Annotated in this window: 21 protein-coding genes and 1 tRNA gene; 21 read left to right on the top strand and 1 reads right to left on the bottom strand. The window is 37.6% G+C overall.

What is annotated here, in order from left to right:
• Nucleotides 1-402 precede the first annotated feature (402 nt).
• From rpmH to ND2E_RS16720, 19 genes are all read left to right on the top strand, one after another.
• Nucleotides 403-537 (top strand): 50S ribosomal protein L34, encoded by a 135-nt coding sequence (gene rpmH, locus ND2E_RS16630; protein WP_011045771.1) that lies wholly within the window; start codon nucleotides 403-405, stop codon nucleotides 535-537.
• 43 nt (nucleotides 538-580) lie between these two features.
• Nucleotides 581-967, top strand: coding sequence for a ribonuclease P protein component (rnpA, locus tag ND2E_RS16635; protein WP_033092653.1), 387 nt, complete (start codon nucleotides 581-583; stop codon nucleotides 965-967).
• Nucleotides 934-1,182 (top strand): membrane protein insertion efficiency factor YidD, encoded by a 249-nt coding sequence (gene yidD / locus ND2E_RS16640; RefSeq protein WP_033092652.1) that lies wholly within the window; start codon nucleotides 934-936, stop codon nucleotides 1,180-1,182. The genes rnpA and yidD overlap by 34 nt, the downstream gene beginning before the upstream one ends.
• Before the next feature lie 124 nt (nucleotides 1,183-1,306).
• The gene (gene yidC, locus ND2E_RS16645) at nucleotides 1,307-2,938 is read left to right on the top strand and encodes a membrane protein insertase YidC (protein ID WP_033092651.1); all 1,632 of its coding nucleotides are present in this window, start codon (nucleotides 1,307-1,309) and stop codon (nucleotides 2,936-2,938) included.
• A gap of 236 nt (nucleotides 2,939-3,174) precedes the next feature.
• Nucleotides 3,175-4,590: a tRNA uridine-5-carboxymethylaminomethyl(34) synthesis GTPase MnmE gene (mnmE, locus tag ND2E_RS16650; protein WP_033092650.1), complete on the top strand. Its 1,416-nt coding sequence runs from the start codon at nucleotides 3,175-3,177 to the stop codon at nucleotides 4,588-4,590.
• Nucleotides 4,591-4,915: 325 nt separating this feature from the next.
• Entirely contained in the window at nucleotides 4,916-5,407 is a 492-nt protein-coding gene (locus ND2E_RS16655; RefSeq protein WP_033092649.1) for a flavodoxin domain-containing protein, read from the top strand.
• Between the two features lie 464 nt (nucleotides 5,408-5,871).
• Nucleotides 5,872-7,761 carry a tRNA uridine-5-carboxymethylaminomethyl(34) synthesis enzyme MnmG gene (gene mnmG, locus ND2E_RS16660; RefSeq protein ID WP_033092648.1) on the top strand — a complete coding sequence of 630 codons (1,890 nt, stop codon included), beginning with the start codon at nucleotides 5,872-5,874 and terminating at the stop codon, nucleotides 7,759-7,761.
• A 50-nt stretch (nucleotides 7,762-7,811) separates the two neighbouring features.
• Nucleotides 7,812-8,441 (top strand): 16S rRNA (guanine(527)-N(7))-methyltransferase RsmG, encoded by a 630-nt coding sequence (gene rsmG, locus ND2E_RS16665; protein ID WP_033092647.1) that lies wholly within the window; start codon nucleotides 7,812-7,814, stop codon nucleotides 8,439-8,441.
• A 23-nt stretch (nucleotides 8,442-8,464) separates the two neighbouring features.
• Nucleotides 8,465-9,271 carry a ParA family protein gene (locus tag ND2E_RS16670; protein WP_033092646.1) on the top strand — a complete coding sequence of 269 codons (807 nt, stop codon included), beginning with the start codon at nucleotides 8,465-8,467 and terminating at the stop codon, nucleotides 9,269-9,271.
• A gap of 14 nt (nucleotides 9,272-9,285) precedes the next feature.
• Nucleotides 9,286-10,188 (top strand): ParB/RepB/Spo0J family partition protein, encoded by a 903-nt coding sequence (locus tag ND2E_RS16675; protein ID WP_033092645.1) that lies wholly within the window; start codon nucleotides 9,286-9,288, stop codon nucleotides 10,186-10,188.
• A gap of 203 nt (nucleotides 10,189-10,391) precedes the next feature.
• A complete protein-coding gene (locus tag ND2E_RS16680) occupies nucleotides 10,392-11,135 on the top strand; it encodes an outer membrane lipoprotein-sorting protein (RefSeq protein ID WP_033092644.1) in 744 nt (247 codons plus the stop codon).
• 52 nt (nucleotides 11,136-11,187) lie between these two features.
• The gene (locus tag ND2E_RS16685; protein ID WP_033092762.1) at nucleotides 11,188-12,435 is read left to right on the top strand and encodes an ABC transporter permease; all 1,248 of its coding nucleotides are present in this window, start codon (nucleotides 11,188-11,190) and stop codon (nucleotides 12,433-12,435) included.
• Nucleotides 12,436-12,767: 332 nt separating this feature from the next.
• Complete coding sequence (locus tag ND2E_RS16690) at nucleotides 12,768-14,102, top strand: ABC transporter permease (RefSeq protein WP_033092643.1); 1,335 nt, start codon at nucleotides 12,768-12,770, stop codon at nucleotides 14,100-14,102.
• Nucleotides 14,103-14,159: 57 nt separating this feature from the next.
• Nucleotides 14,160-14,900 carry an ABC transporter ATP-binding protein gene (locus ND2E_RS16695; protein WP_052056252.1) on the top strand — a complete coding sequence of 247 codons (741 nt, stop codon included), beginning with the start codon at nucleotides 14,160-14,162 and terminating at the stop codon, nucleotides 14,898-14,900.
• A 101-nt stretch (nucleotides 14,901-15,001) separates the two neighbouring features.
• Complete coding sequence (locus tag ND2E_RS16700) at nucleotides 15,002-16,243, top strand: hypothetical protein (RefSeq protein WP_150113707.1); 1,242 nt, start codon at nucleotides 15,002-15,004, stop codon at nucleotides 16,241-16,243.
• 95 nt (nucleotides 16,244-16,338) lie between these two features.
• On the top strand, nucleotides 16,339-16,518 hold the full coding sequence (locus ND2E_RS16705) for a hypothetical protein (RefSeq protein ID WP_033092641.1): 180 nt from the start codon (nucleotides 16,339-16,341) through the stop codon (nucleotides 16,516-16,518).
• 91 nt (nucleotides 16,519-16,609) lie between these two features.
• Nucleotides 16,610-16,686, top strand: a tRNA-Arg gene (locus ND2E_RS16710).
• Nucleotides 16,687-16,950: 264 nt separating this feature from the next.
• Nucleotides 16,951-17,619, top strand: a complete 669-nt coding sequence (locus tag ND2E_RS16715; protein ID WP_033092640.1) for an OmpA family protein — start codon at nucleotides 16,951-16,953, stop codon at nucleotides 17,617-17,619.
• Nucleotide 17,620: 1 nt separating this feature from the next.
• Entirely contained in the window at nucleotides 17,621-17,929 is a 309-nt protein-coding gene (locus ND2E_RS16720) for a hypothetical protein (RefSeq protein ID WP_033092639.1), read from the top strand.
• Here the strand turns inward: ND2E_RS16720 and ND2E_RS22625 are convergent.
• Nucleotides 17,926-18,186, bottom strand: a complete 261-nt coding sequence (locus tag ND2E_RS22625; RefSeq protein ID WP_081961968.1) for a hypothetical protein — start codon at nucleotides 18,184-18,186, stop codon at nucleotides 17,926-17,928. The two genes, ND2E_RS16720 and ND2E_RS22625, sit on opposite strands and share 4 nt — an antisense overlap.
• Nucleotides 18,187-18,531: 345 nt before the next feature.
• On the opposite strand from ND2E_RS22625, the gene ND2E_RS16725 reads away from it, so the two are divergent.
• Both ND2E_RS16725 and ND2E_RS16730 read left to right on the top strand, forming a co-directional pair.
• Nucleotides 18,532-19,293 carry a hypothetical protein gene (locus ND2E_RS16725; RefSeq protein ID WP_033092638.1) on the top strand — a complete coding sequence of 254 codons (762 nt, stop codon included), beginning with the start codon at nucleotides 18,532-18,534 and terminating at the stop codon, nucleotides 19,291-19,293.
• A gap of 223 nt (nucleotides 19,294-19,516) precedes the next feature.
• Nucleotides 19,517-20,554, top strand: coding sequence for an efflux RND transporter periplasmic adaptor subunit (locus ND2E_RS16730; protein WP_033092637.1), 1,038 nt, complete (start codon nucleotides 19,517-19,519; stop codon nucleotides 20,552-20,554).
• Nucleotides 20,555-20,562 lie beyond the last annotated feature (8 nt).

The raw sequence follows: 20,562 nt of genomic DNA, 5'->3' as shown, positions 1-20,562 counted from the left end.
CCTATTATCTATTGAGTTATCCACAAGTGCAATATTGACTTTTGACTATTCTAATTATTTTTTAATGAAATAAAGTTAAACGGTTATTAAATAAAGATAAAAACAAAGAACAGGAACAAAAAAAAGTATACTAATTATTAGAATAATTTACTTTAAAGCAACATTTAACTGAATTAGTTATTAAGAGAATAAAACACTAATGTGTTAAAACTGTGAATATCATTGGCATTTCCAATGAAGATCATAATGATCCTCTAATGAAAAGTAAGGATCTTCGTTAAAATAGCTAACATAAATCATTGACAATTCCCCTAACAAGCTTTAATATTCGGCCTCATTTTTTAGACATGTGTGCTCAATAGGCTGTTTTGCCAGGGCAACAACAACCGACGGATTAGTGTAATGAAAAGAACATTTCAACCTAGCGTATTGAAGCGTAAGCGTAACCACGGATTCCGTGCTCGTATGGCAACTAAAAACGGACGTGCTGTTATAGCTCGTCGTCGTGCCAAAGGCCGTGCACGTCTTAGCGCATAGTATCAAATCTTGTTTACAATTTTTGATATAAGGTAGCCTGATTATGGCTACTTACAAATTTAATCGGGAGTCACGTCTGTTGACTCCCGGTCATTTTCAAGCTGTTTTTTCTAAACCTATCCGCTTTGGCTCTCGCCACTTTACTTTATTAGTAACACCAAAACCTCATACTCTCGTCTCCGATAGACATAATACAGTTGCTAAAAATCGTTTAGGCTTAGCTATTGCCAAAAAACGAGTCAAACTTGCTGTACAGCGTAATCGTGTAAAAAGACAAGTCCGAGAAAGCTTTCGCTTAAATCAAGATAATCTACCTGCAATAGATATAGTCGTCATGGTTAAATCTGGTATTGATCAGCTTGATAATAAGGCGATAAATCAGGAATTAGAAAAAATATGGCGAAAAATAATTCAGCGCCACAAAAACTAGTAATAACGGGAATAAAAGGCTATCAACGCTTTTTAAGTCCATTACTAGGCTCTAATTGTAGATTTACTCCAAGTTGCTCGGCCTATGCAACCGAAGCCGTTAGCCGCTTTGGTGTTATAAAAGGTGGTTGGTTAGCAAGCAAACGTATATTAAGGTGTCATCCACTCAATGATGGCGGTGATGATCCAGTACCACCAATAAAAAAGAGTAAATAGCTTACCTAGACTAAAAGATAGTAGGTGATCACGCTAACCTATATTAATATGCCACGCACTTATCAAATTTAACTTATGCTTGGGAAAATAATCCCTTGCCAACAAAAGAAGAGAAGTAAATTTTATGGAATCCCAACGCAGTCTACTTTTTATTGCGCTTATGGTTGTTACCTACTTACTGTTTAGTCAATGGCAACAACAAAATGCCGTAATTCCTGAGCAATCAAGTATTAGCCAAAACCAGTCAGTTGAAAATGCCAGCGCAGACTTCGTGCCTGAATCTTCAGATGCCCAAATAAGCTCACAAAAATCAACCAATACTTCTGCCAAATTAATTACAGTAACCACTGATACATTAATCTTAAAGATTAATAGTCAAGGTGGTGACATCGTAGAAGCTAAGTTAAGAAAATTTGATACTGAGCAAGGTAACGATATTCCTTTCACTATTTTGCAAAATGGTAATCAAAAATATATTGCACAAAGTGGCTTAACCGGTGCCAACGGTATTGATCGAATGATCAAAGGTCGTCCAATCTATAGCAGTGCGCAAAGTAATTACGAATTAACAAATGACAATTTAGTTGTCGATTTAGTGTTCCATGATGTTAGTGGTATGTCAGTCACTAAGCGTTTCACTTTTAAAAATAACAGCTATAGCGTTAATGTTGATTACTTAATTGATAACAACACAGGCAACAGTGTTTCAGTGCAAATGTACGGTCAACTTAAACAATCAACTGTTGTAGAGTCAGGCGGTGGCATGCTACCAACTTATCGTGGTGCAGCATACTCAACAACAGAAGAACGTTACGAAAAATACGATTTTGAAGATATTGAAGAAGCAAACTTAAATAAAGTTACAGCAGGTGGCTGGGTTGCAATGCTTGAGCATTACTTCGTTTCTGCTTGGGTGCCAAGTGCAAAAGATAGTAACCAAATTTATACAACATACAGCAATAACTTTGAAGCGGTTATTGGCTTTAAAGCTCCAGCGGTAATTATTGACGCTGGGAAGCAAGGTTCAACATCAGCAATATTTTATGTTGGTCCTAAAGACCAAGAAGTATTAGAGACCATAGCACCCAACCTAGATTTAACCATAGATTACGGTTTCTTATTTATGATCAGCCAACCATTATTTTGGTTGCTAATTACCATTCAAAGTTTTGTTGTTAACTGGGGTGTAGCTATTATCATCATCACCTTAATCGTTAAAGGTGGTATGTATCCATTAACTAAAGCGCAATATACCTCAATGGCTAAAATGCGTGACTTAGCACCTAAAATGGCACAGCTAAAAGAGCGTTTTGGTGATGACAGACAAAAAATGTCTCAAGCGACGATGGAAATGTATCGTAAAGAAAAGGTAAACCCTGCTGGTGGTTGTTTACCTCTATTACTACAAATGCCAATTTTCTTAGCTCTTTACTGGGTATTCTTAGAAAGTGTTGAATTACGTCATGCACCATTTGTCTTTTGGATTCAAGATTTATCAGCAATGGACCCATTCTTTGTATTACCAGTACTTATGGGGATAAGTATGTATGTTATGCAAAAAATGCAACCAATGACGATTCAAGATCCAATGCAACAAAAAATAATGCAATACATGCCAGTTGTATTCTCAATATTCATGGCTTGGTTCCCATCAGGTTTAGTACTTTACTGGTTAGTAAGTAACTTAATTTCAATCGTACAAATGAAAGTTATTTTTGCAGGCATTGCCAAGAAAAAAGCGGAAAAAGTGGCTTAATAACTGTAAATAGTTAACAGAAAAATAAATTGAAAGGCGGTTACTGTTTTACCAGTAACCGCCTTTTTTATTATTATCGAATGAACAGCTAACCATCTATGCCCATCACACGTCGAAATTCCTTGTCTATAAACCTGCTAATTCTTGGTAGCTAATCAATAAATTAGTCCGATTGGTATTGCTCATGAAATAAAGTAAAATAATCATCAACCACTTTTTGAATAAATTACCTCGCTATGACTTCTATTTCTCAAACAACAACAATCGCCGCACAAGCTACCGCACCTGGTCGTGGTGGCGTCGGTATTATTAGAGTATCAGGCCCAGAAGCTAAAAATGTTGCTCAAGCTATTTTAGGTAAACTACCCGAGGTAAGAAAAGCAGAATATCTGCCTTTTTACGATAGTTCATCTGCAGATAATGCACAGGTGCTTGATCAAGGATTAGCATTATATTTTAAAGCGCCAAACTCTTTCACTGGTGAAGATGTTATTGAATTTCAGGGTCATGGTGGTCCCGTCATTTTAGATATGTTACTGAAGGCAATACTTGCACAACCTAAAGTTATCATGGCGAAGCCAGGTGAATTCAGCGAGCAGGCTTTTCTGAATGATAAACTCGATTTAACCCAAGCAGAAGCCATTGCAGATTTGATTAATTCCAGTTCAGAGCAAGCTGCACGCTCTGCCCTGCACTCTTTGCAAGGTGACTTTTCTAAACTTGTTCATGAAATGGTAGAAAGTATTATTCACTTACGTATGTATGTCGAAGCCGCGATAGATTTTCCTGAAGAGGAAATTGATTTTCTAGCCGATAAAAAAATAGTTACTGATCTAAAAGCCATTATCAGCAAGGTAGAAGATGTTCGTAAACAAGCACGTCAAGGAAGCATTATTCGTGAAGGCATGCGTGTAGTCATTGCGGGTCGACCTAATGCAGGAAAATCTAGCCTACTCAATGCATTAAGTGGTAAGCAAACAGCCATAGTTACCGATATTGCCGGAACAACTCGTGATGTACTCGCCGAACAAATTCATATAGATGGCATGCCGTTACACATAATAGATACCGCAGGATTACGGGACAGCGATGATGTTGTAGAGAAAATAGGTATTGAGCGTGCCTGGCAAGAAATCAATCAAGCAGATCGTGTTTTATTAATGGTTGATGCCAGTAAAGATCACAGTATTTTACAAGATGAGCAAAACATTAAAGATTACTACCCTGAGTTTTTTGCCGAATTACCAGAGAATATAGGCCTTACGCTAATAAGAAACAAAGCCGATGTTATTAGTGCCAAAACAGGTTTCACCGAGTTTACTGACAATGATGGTACTCAACACGCCATTATTACCTTGTCAGCTAAAACAGGTGAAGGCGTTGATAGCCTAAAAGAGCACTTAAAAAGCATTATGGGCTACCAAGGTGGCACTGAGGGCGGGTTTATGGCAAGAAGGCGTCATTTGGTTGCTTTAGAAAATGCTCATCAGCATTTACTCACCGGATTAGACCAACTTGAGTCTTATGTCGCTGGTGAAATATTAGCTGAAGAGCTACGTATTTGTCAGCAAGAATTAGATCAGATCACGGGAGAGTTCACCAGTGATGATCTTTTAGGTAAAATTTTCAGTTCTTTCTGTATAGGTAAATAATCACTGCTCAATAGTTTCTAATGAAGGGAAAGCGTGACAGCTTAATCACGCCTTCTCTCTACAGCAAATACTTTTATCAATCTCTACAGCGATATTTTCTAAGTAAATATATGAAAAATCTTTAGTCATAATACCGCATTATTAAGCCATTATTTCCCTATAAGCGTGTAAACTCCCCTATAAAGCAAACTCAACTCAACTTGATCTACGTCCTATATTTTATAAAAAACAAACTATTTGTTTATCCAAATAGAACTTAAGTAATACAATACCAAAGTCATTATTATCATTAAAAACCGCCCAATTTCATTAAAAAGAGAAGCCTATGAGCTCAATTCAAATCATTGTTGGTAGCATGCTTGGTGGCACCGAGTATGTAGCCGAAGCCTGTGAAGAAACCTTAACTAAGCTTGATCATCACGTTGATATTCACCTAAAGCCTGATCTTCAGACCATACTCAACAACACTTTCAAGGCAAATAACGAACAAAATATCAACAGTGATTTAACTAAAAGTCCTATTTGGATCGTTTGTACCTCAACACATGGTGCAGGCGACTATCCTGACAACATCAAACAATTTGTTAGTGATCTATGTAAATGTGATCAAGATCTATCCACGGTTAGATTTTTAACCATAGGGATCGGGGATTCTAGTTACGATACTTTTTGCAAAGCGGCAGAAGACATATCAAAACTATTAATATCAATGAGTTGCAATGAGATAACATCTCTAAAGACCTTTGATATGTCAGAAGATATCGATCCAGAAGATCTTGCTCAACAGTGGATCAGTGCAAATAAAGATCTACTTTAGATCTAGCGCGATCACTTACCCATAAGTTATCAACAGATTACGATCTGTTTTTTAACTTATGTGGATAAAATAGTTAGCAACCCGTTAATTTTCTATTATTATTCAGTTGATTAAAAACATTATTAAATGTCCTGTGTATAACTAACTGTTTTGATCAAGGCTTATTCGTCTATTGATCAATGTTTGATCACAAAGTTGTTATTGCTGTTACCTATTAATATATAAAAGAAAAAATGACTTACCCACAGAAAAATAGGATCTTAATAAGTAATAACTATAAGATCTCTTTAAAGATCTCTTTTTATATATTAAGGATCCACTCCGATCTTTTTTACACATTTGATCGTATCCTTGAAGAGAAAAAAGCGTTAAAATACGTTCCCTAATTTTTGAGTGTTGCAAATTTTGTAAATACTTTTTAAATAAAAACTTTAACGAATTTAACCAAGCAGGATTGTGATTTTATGTGGTATCAAGAGTCTTATGACGTAATTGTTGTTGGTGGTGGTCATGCGGGAACCGAGGCCTCACTTGCAGCTGCACGTATGGGCTGCAAAACGTTATTGTTAACTCATAACATTGACACCCTAGGTCAAATGTCATGTAACCCTGCAATTGGCGGCATCGGCAAAGGCCATTTGGTTAAAGAAATTGACGCGCTTGGTGGATTAATGGCAACAGCGATTGATCACAGTGCCATTCAATTTAGAACATTGAACTCAAGCAAAGGTCCAGCAGTACGTGCAACTCGTGCTCAAGCCGATCGAATACTTTATCGATCATTTGTACGTAATGTACTGGAAAACCAAGAAAATCTTACTATTTTTCAACAGCCATGTGATGACTTGATCTTAGAAAATGATCGTGTTGTTGGTGTTTCAACACAAATGGGTCTTAAATTTAAAGGCAAGACAGTAGTATTAACGGTTGGTACCTTCCTTGCAGGACAGATTCACATTGGCTTAAATAACTATCAAGGTGGACGTGCGGGTGATCCTGCAAGTATTAATTTAGCTGCGAAAATGCGTGATATGCCTTTTAGAATGGATCGTTTAAAAACGGGGACACCACCAAGACTTGATGCAAGATCTTTAGATTTTTCAGTCATGGAAGAACAGCCGGGAGATTCACCTCGCCCTGTCTTTTCATTCATGGGATCACAAGCAGATCATCCTGAACAAATATCTTGTTATATCACACATACCAACGAACAAACCCATCAGCATATTCGTGATGGATTAGATAGATCGCCTATGTATACTGGCGTCATTGAAGGTGTAGGGCCAAGATACTGCCCATCGATTGAAGATAAAATAACACGCTTTGCAGATAAAACATCACATCAAATATTTGTTGAACCAGAAGGTTTAACAACACATGAAGTGTACCCTAATGGTATTTCAACTAGCTTACCTTTTGATGTACAAATGAATTTAGTACGTTCAATAAAAGGTTTTGAAAACGCCTTTATTACGCGTCCTGGTTATGCCATTGAATATGATTACTTTGATCCTCGTGATCTCAAGCAAAGCTTAGAAAGTAAATTTGTTCAAAATTTATATTTTGCCGGACAAATTAATGGTACTACCGGTTATGAAGAAGCCGGTGCTCAAGGGCTTATTGCAGCAACCAACGCAGCCAATAGAGTAAAAGAGCGTGATGAATTCATCATTGGTCGAGATCAAGGATACATGGGCGTGCTAATTGATGATTTAGCGACCTTGGGTACAAAAGAACCTTACCGTATGTTTACCTCTCGCGCAGAATATCGTTTATTACTTCGTGAAGATAATGCTGATATTCGTCTAACCGAGAGAGGCCGTGAAGTTGGTTTAGTCGATGATGCACGTTGGAAGCGATTTAACGAAAAAATGGAAAACATAGAAGTTGAGCGTCAACGTTTACGATCAACTTGGGTACAAAAGGATCATGTAAAGATTGATCAAATAAATACTTTACTGAAAACGCCAATGAGTAAAGAGGCCAATTTAGAAGAGCTAATACGCCGTCCTGAAGTAAAATATAGTGATCTAATGAACATTGAAGGCTTAGGTCCTGCACTAACTGATAAGCAAGCTGCAGAACAAATTGAAATTCAAACTAAGTATGCTGGTTATATAGATCGTCAGGTTGATGAAATAGCCAAGAAAAAACGTAATGAAGATACTTTGATCCCCATAGATTTTGACTATCAGCAAATTTCAGGCTTGTCTAATGAAGTTGTTGCCAAGCTAAAAAGTGCACGTCCAGAAACTATTGGTAAAGCTTCAAGAATTTCTGGTATTACTCCGGCGGCAATTTCGTTATTATTAGTCTACTTAAAAAAACACGGTCTTTTACGTAAATTAGCGTAAAAGCAATAGGTAGGGGCGAGCCGCTAATTAGCTGGCTCGTCTAAATAAAAATGACGTTAACACAGCAATTATCGACACTGATTAATAAAACTCAGCTTGTCGTATCTCAAGAACAAATCGATTTACTTGTTCAATATGTTGAATTATTGAACAAATGGAATAAAGCGTATAACCTAACTTCTGTTCGCGATCCAAGTGACATGCTAGTAAAGCATATTATGGATAGTTTAATGGTCGGTGAAGTGCTTGAAGGCAAAAACTTTATTGATGTTGGTACCGGTCCAGGTCTACCTGGCATCCCTTTGGCCATCTTATACCCAGAAAGAAACTTTGTTTTACTCGACAGTTTAGGTAAGCGTATTACTTTTCTTAGACAAGTCGTTTTTCAATTAAAATTAACCAATGTAACACCAGTAAAAGCAAGGGTTGAAGAGTATCAAGGTGAACAACCTTTTGATGGCGTATTAAGTCGTGCCTTTTCTTCTCTTAATGATATGGTAAGCTGGTGTAAACACTTAGTTACCACTGAGCAAGGACGATTTTTTGCACTCAAAGGGCAATATCCTCAGGATGAGATCTCACAATTACCTGAAAATATTACTCTAGTAGATAGCCATGAAATAACCGTACCCAACTTAGTTGGCGAACGCCACGTGCTCGTGCTGAAGAAGTTGCACTAGAAAAAAAAACAATAGAGGTGCTTGTGGGAAAAATAATAGCAATTGCAAACCAAAAAGGTGGTGTGGGTAAAACCACTACCGCGGTTAATTTGGCTGCCTCATTGGCGGCAACAAAACGCAAAGTTTTATTAATCGATTTAGATCCGCAAGGTAATGCCACCATGGCAAGTGGTGTTGATAAATATCAAGTTCACGCGACTTGTTATGAATTATTAGTTGAAGAACAGAGTGTTGAAGACGTTGTTGTTAAAGAAACGTCAGGTCTTTATCATTTAATTTCTGCTAATGCTGATGTTACGGCAGCAGAAATAAAACTCATGGAAGTTTATGCCCGTGAACAAAGGTTAAAAATGGCTTTAGCGCCAGTAAAAGACTTTTATGACTTTATCATCATAGATTGTCCACCATCATTGAACATGCTTACTGTTAACGCAATGACAGCATCAGACTCCGTTTTAGTGCCAATGCAATGTGAATATTATGCATTAGAGGGCTTAACTGCATTAATGGACACCATTACTAAGCTAACATCAGTAGTGAATGATAAATTACATATTGAAGGCATTCTTCGTACTATGTATGATCCTCGAAATCGCTTAGCTAATGATGTATCAGAGCAATTAAAACGTCATTTTGGCGATAAAGTTTATCGAAGTGTCATTCCAAGAAATGTTCGTTTAGCTGAAGCGCCTAGTTTTGGTACCCCTGCCATGTATTACGATAAGTCTTCAACGGGTGCCAAGGCTTATTTAGCGCTTGCTGGTGAAGTATTACGAAAAAATGATTATGCTAAAAAATCTCCACAAGCTAATGCCAATGTTGCCAGCTAGCACAAAGGAAAATTATGAGTACAGCAAAACGTAAAGGCGCTAGTCGCTTAGGTCGAGGTCTCGATGCCTTATTATCACCAGCGGCCCCATCGGTGGAAAAGCAAATTGAAACGACTGAAGTAAACAATAGTGTAAAGTCGACAGATAATGAATTGATTAAATTACCTATTACTCAATTAATCCCAGGTAAATATCAACCACGTCGTGAAATGTCTGATGCAGGACTTGAAGAGTTGTCATTGTCGATTCAATCGCAAGGCATTATTCAGCCGATTGTCGTACGTTTGGTTGATGAGGATCAGTATGAAATTATCGCTGGAGAACGTCGATGGCGCGCAGCTAAGTTAGCTCAGCTTGATATGATCCCGTGTTTAGTGAAAAACGTGCCGGATGAATCAGCAGTTGCTATTGCACTAATAGAGAATATTCAACGTGAAGATCTTAATGCAATGGAAGAAGCTATAGCTCTAGAACGCTTATTAATGGAATTTGATTTAACCCATGAAGAAGTAGCTATTGCTGTTGGAAAATCACGTACAGCAGTAAGTAATTTATTACGTTTAAATAAATTAAATGATGAAGTAAAAAACTTACTAGAAAATGGTGATATTGAAATGGGTCATGCCCGTGCTTTATTAGCATTAGAAGGCGATGTACAAACGTCAGCCGCGCAAACAGTTGCAACGAAAGAGTTGACAGTTCGAGAAACTGAAAGTTTAATTAAGAAGATTCAAAATCCTGTAGCCGAAAAAGAGAAAGTTGAGAAAGCTATTGAGACCATAGAGTTGGAACAAGGTTTAGCAGATAAAATTGGTGCTAAAGTTGCCATTAGCCACAACAGTAAAGGCAAAGGCAAGTTAGTTATCTCTTATGAAAATATAGCGAAACTTGAAGAGATCTTAGCCAAGATTAACTAAGAGCTGTTTCGTTCTTTGCGTTATACAAAACCAGCCGAGTGTTGGTTTTTTTGTGTAAAAATGTAAGAAATACCTAAAATTACCCTGCCTTTTGCATTAACTTGGTATAGTAATACTAAGTCCATTATTTTGTTTTCACTCTCAGCGATAAGTTAATGGAATTGCTATTAATTAAAGCGACAAATAACCGTAAGGATTAGTTTATGTGGAAGTTTATATTACCCCTACTCTTTTCATTCATACTCTATTTACCCAGTTATTCATGTTTTGCCGATAATGATGCCGCCACATTACTAAAAAAAATGGACGAGTTATTTCGCTCTAACAGCTCAATTTCATTGATGAAAATGCAAATTATCACGCCTAATTGGCAGCGTACCTTAGCAATGAAGAGTTGGACCATTGGTATGGACGATACTTTTATTCGGGTGTTATCACCAAGAAAAGATCGTGGTGTGGCTACCTTGAAAAAAGATAAAGAGATGTGGAATTTTTTTCCTAAAATTAACAAGGTTATTAAAGTACCGCCATCAATGATGATGGGCTCATGGATGGGCTCTGATTTTACCAATGATGACTTGGTGCGTGAAGTCTCATTGGTTGAAGAATACCAAGTATCTAAAAGTATTGAAGGTGATAATTACCGTTTAATCTTAGTCCCCAAAGAAGAGACTGTGACTGTATGGGGAAAAATTGAATTTATTGTGAATCAAAAAACATTATTACCGTTGGAGCAGAGTTATTACAATGAAAAAGGTGCAAAGGTGCGCACTATGGTCTTTAGTAATATAAAGGATTTCTCAGGTAAGAAAATGCCAGCAGTTATGACGATGATTCCTTTAAATAAAACAGGCCATAAAACGATTATTGAATATGTTGAAGCCGAATTTGATGTTGATTTGGGTGATAATGTTTTCACATTACGCAATTTGCAAACGCGTTTTTAATCACTTTATAGATTGTTTTATATCTTATTTTTAATGATAAATGTAAATGCCTATGCTGATAGTTAAACTTGCCTTTAGGAACATATTACGTAATCGGCGCCGCTCATTGTTAACGTTATTGAGCATGGGAGGTGGCTTTTTTTTGCTTTGCTTAACTCTGTCTATGTCAGAGGGAAGTTATAGCAACATTATTAATATATTTACCCAAGATCATACCGGTCATGTGCAAATTCATAAAGAAAACTATCTTGAGCGCCCTTCTCTCTATAAAACGATCAATCATGCAGACGAAATCATAATGCAATTAGCACAACACCCCTTGGTATTAGGTGTTGCTCCGAGAATTTATAGTCCCTCTTTAGCATACGGCAAGCAGAAAACCTTTCCTGCTCAGGTTATTGGTATAGATCCAAAACGGGAAGCTAGAACCACACGATTAGAAAAGAAAGTTAAGCAAGGACACTATTTAATAAATCCGCGGATTAAAGAAACACATCAGCCCGTTTATTTTCCCGCTATGATTGGCTTTAGCCTAGCTAAAAATTTACAGCTTTCAGTTGGTGACGAACTTGTACTCATATCTCAAGGTATTGATGGTTCTATCGCCAATGATATATTTGAGGTCGTTGCTATTGTTGGGGATGCGAGCTCATATGAACGCATGAATGTTTATATTAGCTTATCGGCCATGCGAGCGTTTTTATCAATGCCAGATGACAGCAGTAAAGTTCATGAATTAGCATTAATTTTATCGAATCAAAATAAAGCGAGGGAATTCGCGGCTAACACTCAATCGAGGTTTAACAATAAAGACTTAAGCGTCGATCCATGGCAAGTGGTTGAATCTTCTTTTTATAAGAGTATGCAAGCGGATAAAAAAGGCAGTTATGTCTCTATGGGCATAATAATATTTATCGTTTCAATTGGTGTTTTAAATACTATTTTAATGGGCACCCTTGAGCGAACTCGTGAGTTTGGTGTTTTAAAGGCCATAGGTACAAGGCCTTTAGCCGTTTTTACCTTAATAATGTTAGAGTCTTTTGTGTTAGCTATGATCAGTTGTTTGATTGGATTAGTACTCGCACTACCGATTTGTTTTTGGTTGGCAAGTGTTGGTATTTCTATGCCAGAGCCAATCGATATGGGCGGTATTATATTTGATACCATGCTAGGTGAGGTGAGCTGGTTTGTCGTATTGCTGCCTTCAATTGTTGTTATTAGTAGTACCTTGATGGTCAGCTTTATTCCTGCTATTCGGGCAGCTAAAATATCACCGTTAAAAGCATTACAGGCGGTTTAAGGTTAATACCAATTCAATTAAATTTATTCCCACCTCAGAGCTATGTCAGAAGAACTATAACAAATAAAATTTGTGCTAGTATAGTCATTCTATATCTAACAAATTTGTGCAGTTATTGCTTTTCTGACAAGCTCCCAAGGGCGAGTACCTAATAAAAAGTAAAGGCTTACATACAGGGTTATTGATTTTGACAAGGACGCTGCATGGATGCAGCTAAGTAGAGAATGCAGGAGCATATTCTCCTGAATAACCATTCTCTTCAATCAATGCCTTGTATCTAAGCCTTTTAATTCTCGCTGAGTGGGAAATAACTTAATGGACTTGGTATAATTATGGCAACACAAACACCTAAGTCGTCCAACTCTGCCAATTCAGTTAAACTCGATAACAATGGCTCATCGACGATTATCGATCAAGCTATCTCAACTCAAAAGAATAGCAGTCAACGCACGTTAATTGCACGTTTAGCCAAGCGTAGTCTCTTTCGAAACACGCGTAGAACATTATTAACTGTATTGCTCATTTCATGTAGCTTAGCGGCCATATTATTTACCGATGCTTTTGTCAGAGGCATGGTTGAAACTATGGTGAAAATCAGCACGCAAACCTTTTTAGGCGAAGGACAAATCCATCGAGTAGGCTTTCGTGAGGCAAACGATATAGATTTATACATCGAAGATACCACAATGCTCTATCAGCAACTTAACACCACTTCAGCCATTCAAGCCTTCGCTCCTAGGGTGTTAGCAGGCGCGATGACCTCCTCTTCCGAAAATGTTGCCTCAGCTATTGTTTATGGTGTTGATGCAATAAAAGAAGCGCAAGTAAGCAAGTTAAAACTAGCGGTAACTCAAGGGGAATACTTATCAGGCCTTGAGGGGGAAATTATCATAGGTGAACAACTTGCTGATTTATTAGAAATTAATTTAGGTGACCGGGTTGTTATTACTGTTTCAGAAGCTCACGATGGCAATTTATCTCAAGCATTGTTTCGTGTTTCAGGCTTGTTTAGTTTTAATGAAAGAAGCATGGACATTGGCCTAGCTTTTATTAATTTATCGCAAGGGCAGCAATTATTAAACATTACGGGTGTGCATGAAGTGGCGCTACGTTTACAGCATTTACACCAAGCTCAAGACGATACCTTACCTTTTTGGCAAACACTTAATAATAATCAAATAGAAACGTTAAGTTGGCAAAAATTAGTGCCCCAATTAAGTAGTATGTTGGCGATGGCTAAGTATTCGACACTAATTGTTTCAATCATCATGTATGTGCTGGTTTGTTTAGGGTTAATAAATACCATGTTTATGTCTATTTTTGAGCGACACACAGAGTTTGGTATTTTATTAGTGATAGGGACACGGACTAAGCAACTCTTTTATCAAATAATGCTGGAAGGTTTTTTTATTGGATTATTAAGTGTAACTGTTGGTTTATTAATGGCTTTTATTTTGTGCTATTGGGGTTCTATTGTCGGCATCGATTACTCTGAATTAGAGATGTCAGGTATGACGTTAAATGAACCCATCTATTTAATACTCGACGCCAGCAGTTTTACCATCATGGGGATCGCGACATTAGTTGTTACTCTTATTGCGAGTCTTTACCCTGCTTTTCATGCGGCGCGTTTACAGCCTTCATTTGCCATGCGAAAAACCCTCTAATTGTATAATTGATAGTTAATAGAGAATTAATTTTTGAGATAAAAGGAAGTGATTATAATGACAACTCAAGAATATATTGCTGACGTCACTAATAAAGCGATACCTAGCCAAAATACTGTTATTAAAACGACTCATTTGTGCCGAGAGTTTGGCCAAGATGATACGTTAGTGAAAGCGTTGACAGATGCCAATATCACGATAGAACGCGGTGAATTTACCGCAATAATAGGCCCGTCTGGCTCTGGTAAATCAACCTTATTACAATTAATTGGTGGCTTAGATAACCCAAGTTCAGGGGATGTGTTTCTAGATAATAAAAACATTAACCGAATGACAGGTACCGAGTTGTCAGACTTTAGGCGTGATCATATTGGTTTTATTTTTCAAGCATATAACTTGATACCTGTGTTAAGTGCTCGAGAAAATATTGAGTATATTATGTTACTACAAGGCGTATCGACAGCAGAACGAAATAAACGTGTAGATAAGCTGATGCATGCGGTGGGTTTAGAAGGCTTGGGAGATCGTCGCCCGGCTGAATTATCAGGAGGGCAACAGCAACGCGTTGCCGTTGCAAGAGCTATGGTATCAAAGCCTAGTATTATTTTAGCGGATGAACCTACAGCTAACCTAGACTCGAAAACAGGTGCTGATTTGCTTGATATGATGAAAGAATTAAATGAACAGCAACATATGACCTTTGTCTTTTCAACCCATGATCCAAAGATAATGGAACGAGCTAAACGTATTATTCGTTTGGTCGATGGTTGTATTGTTGATGATGAGCGCAAAAACTAATGTATAGGTTACCCGCTAACATTTTATTCGTGCTAACGCTACTTAGCGCTATCGTGTTGCCTACCCGCAGCTATGCAGATAGTTTTACCTTTAGCGGATACATGAAAAGTTATGCATTAGCACAAGACAGCATCACTATTGAAAATATGAGTGTTCAAACTCAAGTTCAAAGTATTGCCGGCAACTTTCAATCACAAAATGCACTACGATTAATGGCATCTTATTTGTCTTCAAGTAAAGGCAATATTGAAATACATTACGAAATACAGCCATTATATTTCTCTGATAGTACTATAGCTAAATACTATACGGAGGGAAGCCTAGGCGTTATTGGTGGCACCGTTTCGTCGGCGAGTAATCAATATCGTTATAAAGATTTAGATGCTGTTTTGAATGAGGTGGGTAGCCATGGCGTAATTTTACAAAACCTTGATCGATTCAACTACCAATACAGTAATCAATTCGGCGATTTAACCATTGGTCGACAGGTATTATCATTTGGCTCTGCTCGCTTCACCAATCCAACAGATATATTTATCCCTTTTGCTATTCAAACACTTAACCAAGAGTATCGTGTTGGTATTGATGCAATTCGATATAAAGTTGATGTTGGTGACTTTGCCGTGATAGATATGGGGTTAGTAATCGGTGAGGATGGCAAAAAACAGAACAGTGCCGCTTTTTTACGAGGTAAAAACTCTATTCAAGGTAATGATATAGAAGTAATTGCTATCCTACTTGATGATGCCTGGTTACTTGGTGGTGGTATTGAGCGTTCAATTGGTGATTTTGGTTTTTGGTTTGAGGCCGCCTATATGGACTGGCAACAAAGCAATAATTCTCTAGAAAATATCACCGTAGATAACGTTGCGACTAACACCCTGCCCTTAACTGGTTACACTGATAACTATTGGCGTTCTTCAATTGGCTCAGACTATGCCTTAAATGAAGATGTAATTCTTATGATCGAGTATCACTATAACGGCGCAGGCACTAACAATGTAGATGATTACATCAAATTTTCGACACAAGCGCCCTACCAGAAAGCTGGCGTTTATCTCTATGGTGAACATTATCTTATACCCGCATTAACCTGGTTAGCTTCACCTTTGATGTCTGTTAGCGCCAGTGCTTTTTATAATATCAATGATAGTTCAGTGTTCTTATCTTTTAGTAGTGAAACCAGTTGGAGTGATAATTTGTACTCTGATTTTGGCTTATATATAAGTCACGGAAATACCTTGCAGTATGATGTGAGTGATGCAGGTGTCGATTATGCCTTGGGCTCTGAATTTGGCGCCTACCCGCTGAGTGTATACGTTAGCCTTAGATATTACTTCTAGTTCATTCGCTTTGATAACGTGTTGGTTAATGCACTTTGATTTACCTAATCAATTGACGTAGAGTGCTATTAGTTATTACTTTCAAGGATGAAAATATGCAAGAATTACCACCATTAGCCCTAGTTAAAACTTGGCTTGAAGTTGTTGAACAACTTGATTTTCCAATCAGAATCCGTGAGAAACGCAGCAAGTTACTAACTTATTATTTTGGCTCCATTAAACAAGCTCAACGGTATGTAGAAGACAATGATGATTATTGTCAGCGAGTCTCTTAAGTCACCCTACGAATTTTATTAAAATTGCTGACAAAAAGAATTAAGTGCTGGTATTCGCTCGAGGCTTTTTATAGAATGCCATTTCTTATTTCCACCCGTAGCTCAGCTGGATAGAGCGATGCCCTCCGGAGGCATAGGTCACAGGTTCGACTCCTGTCGGGTGGACCATTTAGAGTTGTTTTAAAAGCAATAGTACAAAACATAACACTAGTCGTACTTTTGAGAAACAGGAATGTAATACCTACAGCTCTGAAGTTAGTTTGTATGGGTATGTTCGTTTTAGTAAATATTTAAACCCGACAACTCATCGGGTTTTTTTGTGCCTTGAAATACCTATGAAAAAGCATAACCGTAATGATACCGTTTGTAGCAATACCGCAATTTATAATAGCCATCGCTTCATATAAGCAATTAGGCCAAAAGGAAACCTTCATGAAAAAAATTATTACCACCGTTTCAGCCCTACTACTGTTACAAGCTTGTACAACATTCGATCCATATACAGGAGAGAGTAAAACCAGTAAAACTGCTATAGGCGCATCAACGGGGGCCGGCCTAGCAGCCGTTGTCGCTTATATAAGCAATAAAGATGAAGACAGTAATACACGCAATAAACGTATTCTTGCTGCCGCTGCTGGTGGTGCTGCCATTGGTGGTGGTATTGGCTTTTATATGGACTCTCAAGAAGCTAAATTACGCAAGCAATTACGAGAAAGTGGCGTAAGTATTCAACGTGATGGAGATAAAATTAATTTAATCATGCCGGGTAATATTACCTTTGCTTCTAATAGCTCTAATATCAACGCTAGCTTTACCGGTGTGTTAAATTCTGTTGCCTTAGTGCTTGAAGAATATAACAAAACACTTGTTGTAGTTTCAGGTCATACAGACTCTAGCGGTTCTGCTCAGTATAACCAAAAGCTATCTGAAGAACGTGCGAGCTCGGTATCTAATTACTTACGAGGTCAAAAAATTCTTAGTGATCGTTTAGAGGTAGTTGGTTTCGGTGAAGGGCAGCCTGTAGCAAACAATCAAACAGCGGGTGGTCGTGAACTTAACCGTCGTGTTGAGATAACATTATTACCCATTGCTGAGTCATAAAATGATGAAAACAATCAATATCAGTATTGTGGCTTTATCTGTTGCATTATTAGCGGGGTGTCAGACGAGTAATGCTATTAAAAATGCCTCATCTGATGGCATGGCTAACATGTTTACCTGCGATAAAATTGAAATGACTTTTGATGCTTACGACAAAGACAGAAATTCTTTCCCCGCATTACAGCAAATTACTGACATGGTGGGCATTGATAGTAGTAACTTTGATAGCTCTGATACTGCCAGTTATTTTGGTATGGTAAAAACAGGTGTTAATACTGCATTAATGCTGAAAGGTTGCGCTGCAATTTAATAGTGCTTAGGGCCTGTTGAACTTTCGAGGTTGTTTTTACAGCGGTTTGTTGGGTATTTATACAAGACAGAGCTTTTGTCATGTGGTTTTTCAGGACAATATGCTCCTGCATTGTCTAATAAGCGACACCCATATCGCGTCACATAAAAAGGCGATAACGCCGTCAAAATGACCAACAAACGCTGTCCGAAGGATTCGGCTAAAAGCGTCTTACTCATTGTTGAGTAGTATTTGCTTAGAGTGACTAGGCTACACACTACTCGCCGCGATTAAAACGCTTTTTCCCTTTAAAAAAGGCGAACAAAATTTAATCGCGAAAGATCAACTGACCCTAATAGCCAGAGTGGCTTTGCTCTGGCTACTTTATCTACCGTTCTTCACTGTTGCTCTTCTGAGCTTATTGTAAAAAGCACTTCAGACATCTCATAAAACTTTTATTATCTATAACGCGAATTGGGGATTAAATCTTTTGGCAAAACGCGTTATATCATTGATCTAATACCTAATACTTATTAACATCAATATTAACCAATTGAGTCTACTTTATATGGAAAAACTCAACATTAAGTAAATTTTAGGATCAAAAATAAAAGGGAAATAAGATGAAAAATAACGTTTTATTAAGTTTACTACTCTCAGCTTTAAGCACCTATTCTGCAAGCGCATTTGCCGATGAATGGAGTTATCAATTAGAGCCTTATTTAATGGTCACTTCTATTGATGGTGATGCAACTATAGGTCGCACTAATGAAGCTGATGTGGCTGTTGATTTTGGTACCATATTGGATAACTTGGACGCTGCGGCTATGGTTCATTTTGAAGCTCATCATGATTCTGGTTGGGGGCTTGTGTTTGATTATGGTTTTATGGACCTTGGAGGGAATAAAACAAATACCAATGGCAATTCTACCGATGTTAGCGTACGACAAGGTGTACTTGAGCTTCAGGCATTATATCGCAATAAATTAAATGATGGATTTCTTGATTACTTTGCTGGCGTTCGCTGGTGGGATAACGATATTGATGTGACGCTTGATTTTGTTATTCGCCCTGAAAACAACTTTGAAAAAGAGGTTGAGTCTGATTGGGTGGATCCTGTTGTTGGTGTTAGGTGGATAAGCAATATCGACGATAAATGGACGTTTTTGGCTCAAGCCGATATCGGTGGTTTTGGCCTTGGTTCTGATTTTACTTCATCTGTTCAGAGTGGCGTTATGTACAAAATTAGTGAGTTAATGACTTTGGACCTTAAATATAAAGCGACTTGGGTCGACTTTGAAGAAGGTAATACTGGGCAGCAGGGATATTTTGCTTATGACACCGTCACTCATGGCACTGTGATTGGCTTGGCTTTTAATTTCTAACTTCAAATAAATGTCGATATTAGAATGTCTTCTGCGCAGCTTGAGTTTACCGCTTGATTTGCGCAAAAAAAACGGTTTATCATTTAATCACAAGCTCATTAATTAGCTCGTTTACTTGATCTGAAAAACGTATGTTTATCTTATTATTAATAAATATGTACTTTACTATCAAAACTGCCTAAAGTTATGAATCTTTTAATAAATTTTCGGCTAAACTCTTAAAATGAAACCTCGTCTTTTTAGATTACTTTCTTTTCTATGCTTTACTAGTTTGTTATCGAGTGTGCCTATTTATGCGCAACAACTTGAAACTAAAAGGATTAAAGCTGAACCTGTTGTTAAAAAAATTAACCGTACGGGTAAGTTAATGTTTAAGAGAACATTAAATTTATCTTTTAAAAGTAGTGGCTATCTTGAAGAACTTAATGTTGATGAAGGTGAGAGCTTTACCAGAGGGCAGTTATTGGCACAGCTTGATAATGAAGAGCTTACCGCAGAAAAAAATTCCAGTTATGCACGCTTATTACAAGCAAAACGTGAAATTAAACGTATTAATACGCTGCTTAGTAAAAACCTAAGCTCAGAACAAGCATTAGACGATGCGATAACCTCAGTTGAAACGACGCGTGCCCGCCATAAAATAGCCCAATATAACCTCACTAAAGCGCAGTTAATAGCACCCTTTGATGGAGTAGTACTTGCTCGACATACTGAGTTAGGAGAGCTGCAAAGCCCCAATAAAACTGCATTACAACTAGCGGCGAGTGACCATAATTTAGTGGTGCGTGTTGCGTTAACTGCTGAAGAAGTCAATCTAGTAAATCTGCAGCAAAAAATTGAGGTTAATTTATCGCAATTGGGTTTAGTTAGTGGCACGATAAGTAAAATTCCTGCTATTGCAGATCAACAAAGTCATCTCTTTACTATTGAAATATTATTAGACGGCTTAACTGTGAATCAAGTTGTTGTTGGGCAGTTAGCGCGTGTATCAGTTGATGTTATCACTGATGAGTTTAATTATCGATTACCGCTGGAAGCCCTTAACAGTGTTGATGATCAAGGTAGGGCGTTAGTGATGGTATTAGATACCAGCTCTACTGTTTCTGATAATTATCACCAACAAGCCTTTTCTATTAAAGGGCTTACTAATGAATACATTTATTTGACTGCCCAAGATAACTCACGTCCTTTAACTATAGTCACTCAAGGCTGGCAACACCTAGCGTTAATTAACGGTAAGCCGTTTAATGAAAATCGGTAAAGGGAAAT

Source organism: Colwellia psychrerythraea, from assembly GCF_000764225.1.
In the GTDB taxonomy this organism is placed as follows: Bacteria; Pseudomonadota; Gammaproteobacteria; order Enterobacterales; family Alteromonadaceae; genus Colwellia; species Colwellia psychrerythraea_D.
This window is presented reverse-complemented; position numbering and strand designations above follow the sequence as displayed.

Coding starts and splice junctions, on each gene's coding strand:
- ND2E_RS16705 (WP_033092641.1), top strand. CDS start 16,339: ATGCAAGAATTACCACCATTAGCCCTAGTTAAAACTTGGCTTGAAGTT.
- mnmG (WP_033092648.1), top strand. CDS start 5,872: ATGTGGTATCAAGAGTCTTATGACGTAATTGTTGTTGGTGGTGGTCAT.
- ND2E_RS16695 (WP_052056252.1), top strand. CDS start 14,160: ATGACAACTCAAGAATATATTGCTGACGTCACTAATAAAGCGATACCT.
- ND2E_RS16700 (WP_150113707.1), top strand. CDS start 15,002: ATGAAAAGTTATGCATTAGCACAAGACAGCATCACTATTGAAAATATG.
- ND2E_RS16690 (WP_033092643.1), top strand. CDS start 12,768: ATGGCAACACAAACACCTAAGTCGTCCAACTCTGCCAATTCAGTTAAA.
- ND2E_RS16685 (WP_033092762.1), top strand. CDS start 11,188: ATGCTGATAGTTAAACTTGCCTTTAGGAACATATTACGTAATCGGCGC.
- ND2E_RS16655 (WP_033092649.1), top strand. CDS start 4,916: ATGAGCTCAATTCAAATCATTGTTGGTAGCATGCTTGGTGGCACCGAG.
- ND2E_RS16720 (WP_033092639.1), top strand. CDS start 17,621: ATGATGAAAACAATCAATATCAGTATTGTGGCTTTATCTGTTGCATTA.
- ND2E_RS16715 (WP_033092640.1), top strand. CDS start 16,951: ATGAAAAAAATTATTACCACCGTTTCAGCCCTACTACTGTTACAAGCT.
- mnmE (WP_033092650.1), top strand. CDS start 3,175: ATGACTTCTATTTCTCAAACAACAACAATCGCCGCACAAGCTACCGCA.
- ND2E_RS16675 (WP_033092645.1), top strand. CDS start 9,286: ATGAGTACAGCAAAACGTAAAGGCGCTAGTCGCTTAGGTCGAGGTCTC.
- rpmH (WP_011045771.1), top strand. CDS start 403: ATGAAAAGAACATTTCAACCTAGCGTATTGAAGCGTAAGCGTAACCAC.
- rnpA (WP_033092653.1), top strand. CDS start 581: ATGGCTACTTACAAATTTAATCGGGAGTCACGTCTGTTGACTCCCGGT.
- ND2E_RS16680 (WP_033092644.1), top strand. CDS start 10,392: ATGTGGAAGTTTATATTACCCCTACTCTTTTCATTCATACTCTATTTA.
- rsmG (WP_033092647.1), top strand. CDS start 7,812: ATGACGTTAACACAGCAATTATCGACACTGATTAATAAAACTCAGCTT.
- yidC (WP_033092651.1), top strand. CDS start 1,307: ATGGAATCCCAACGCAGTCTACTTTTTATTGCGCTTATGGTTGTTACC.
- yidD (WP_033092652.1), top strand. CDS start 934: ATGGCGAAAAATAATTCAGCGCCACAAAAACTAGTAATAACGGGAATA.
- ND2E_RS16730 (WP_033092637.1), top strand. CDS start 19,517: ATGAAACCTCGTCTTTTTAGATTACTTTCTTTTCTATGCTTTACTAGT.
- ND2E_RS16725 (WP_033092638.1), top strand. CDS start 18,532: ATGAAAAATAACGTTTTATTAAGTTTACTACTCTCAGCTTTAAGCACC.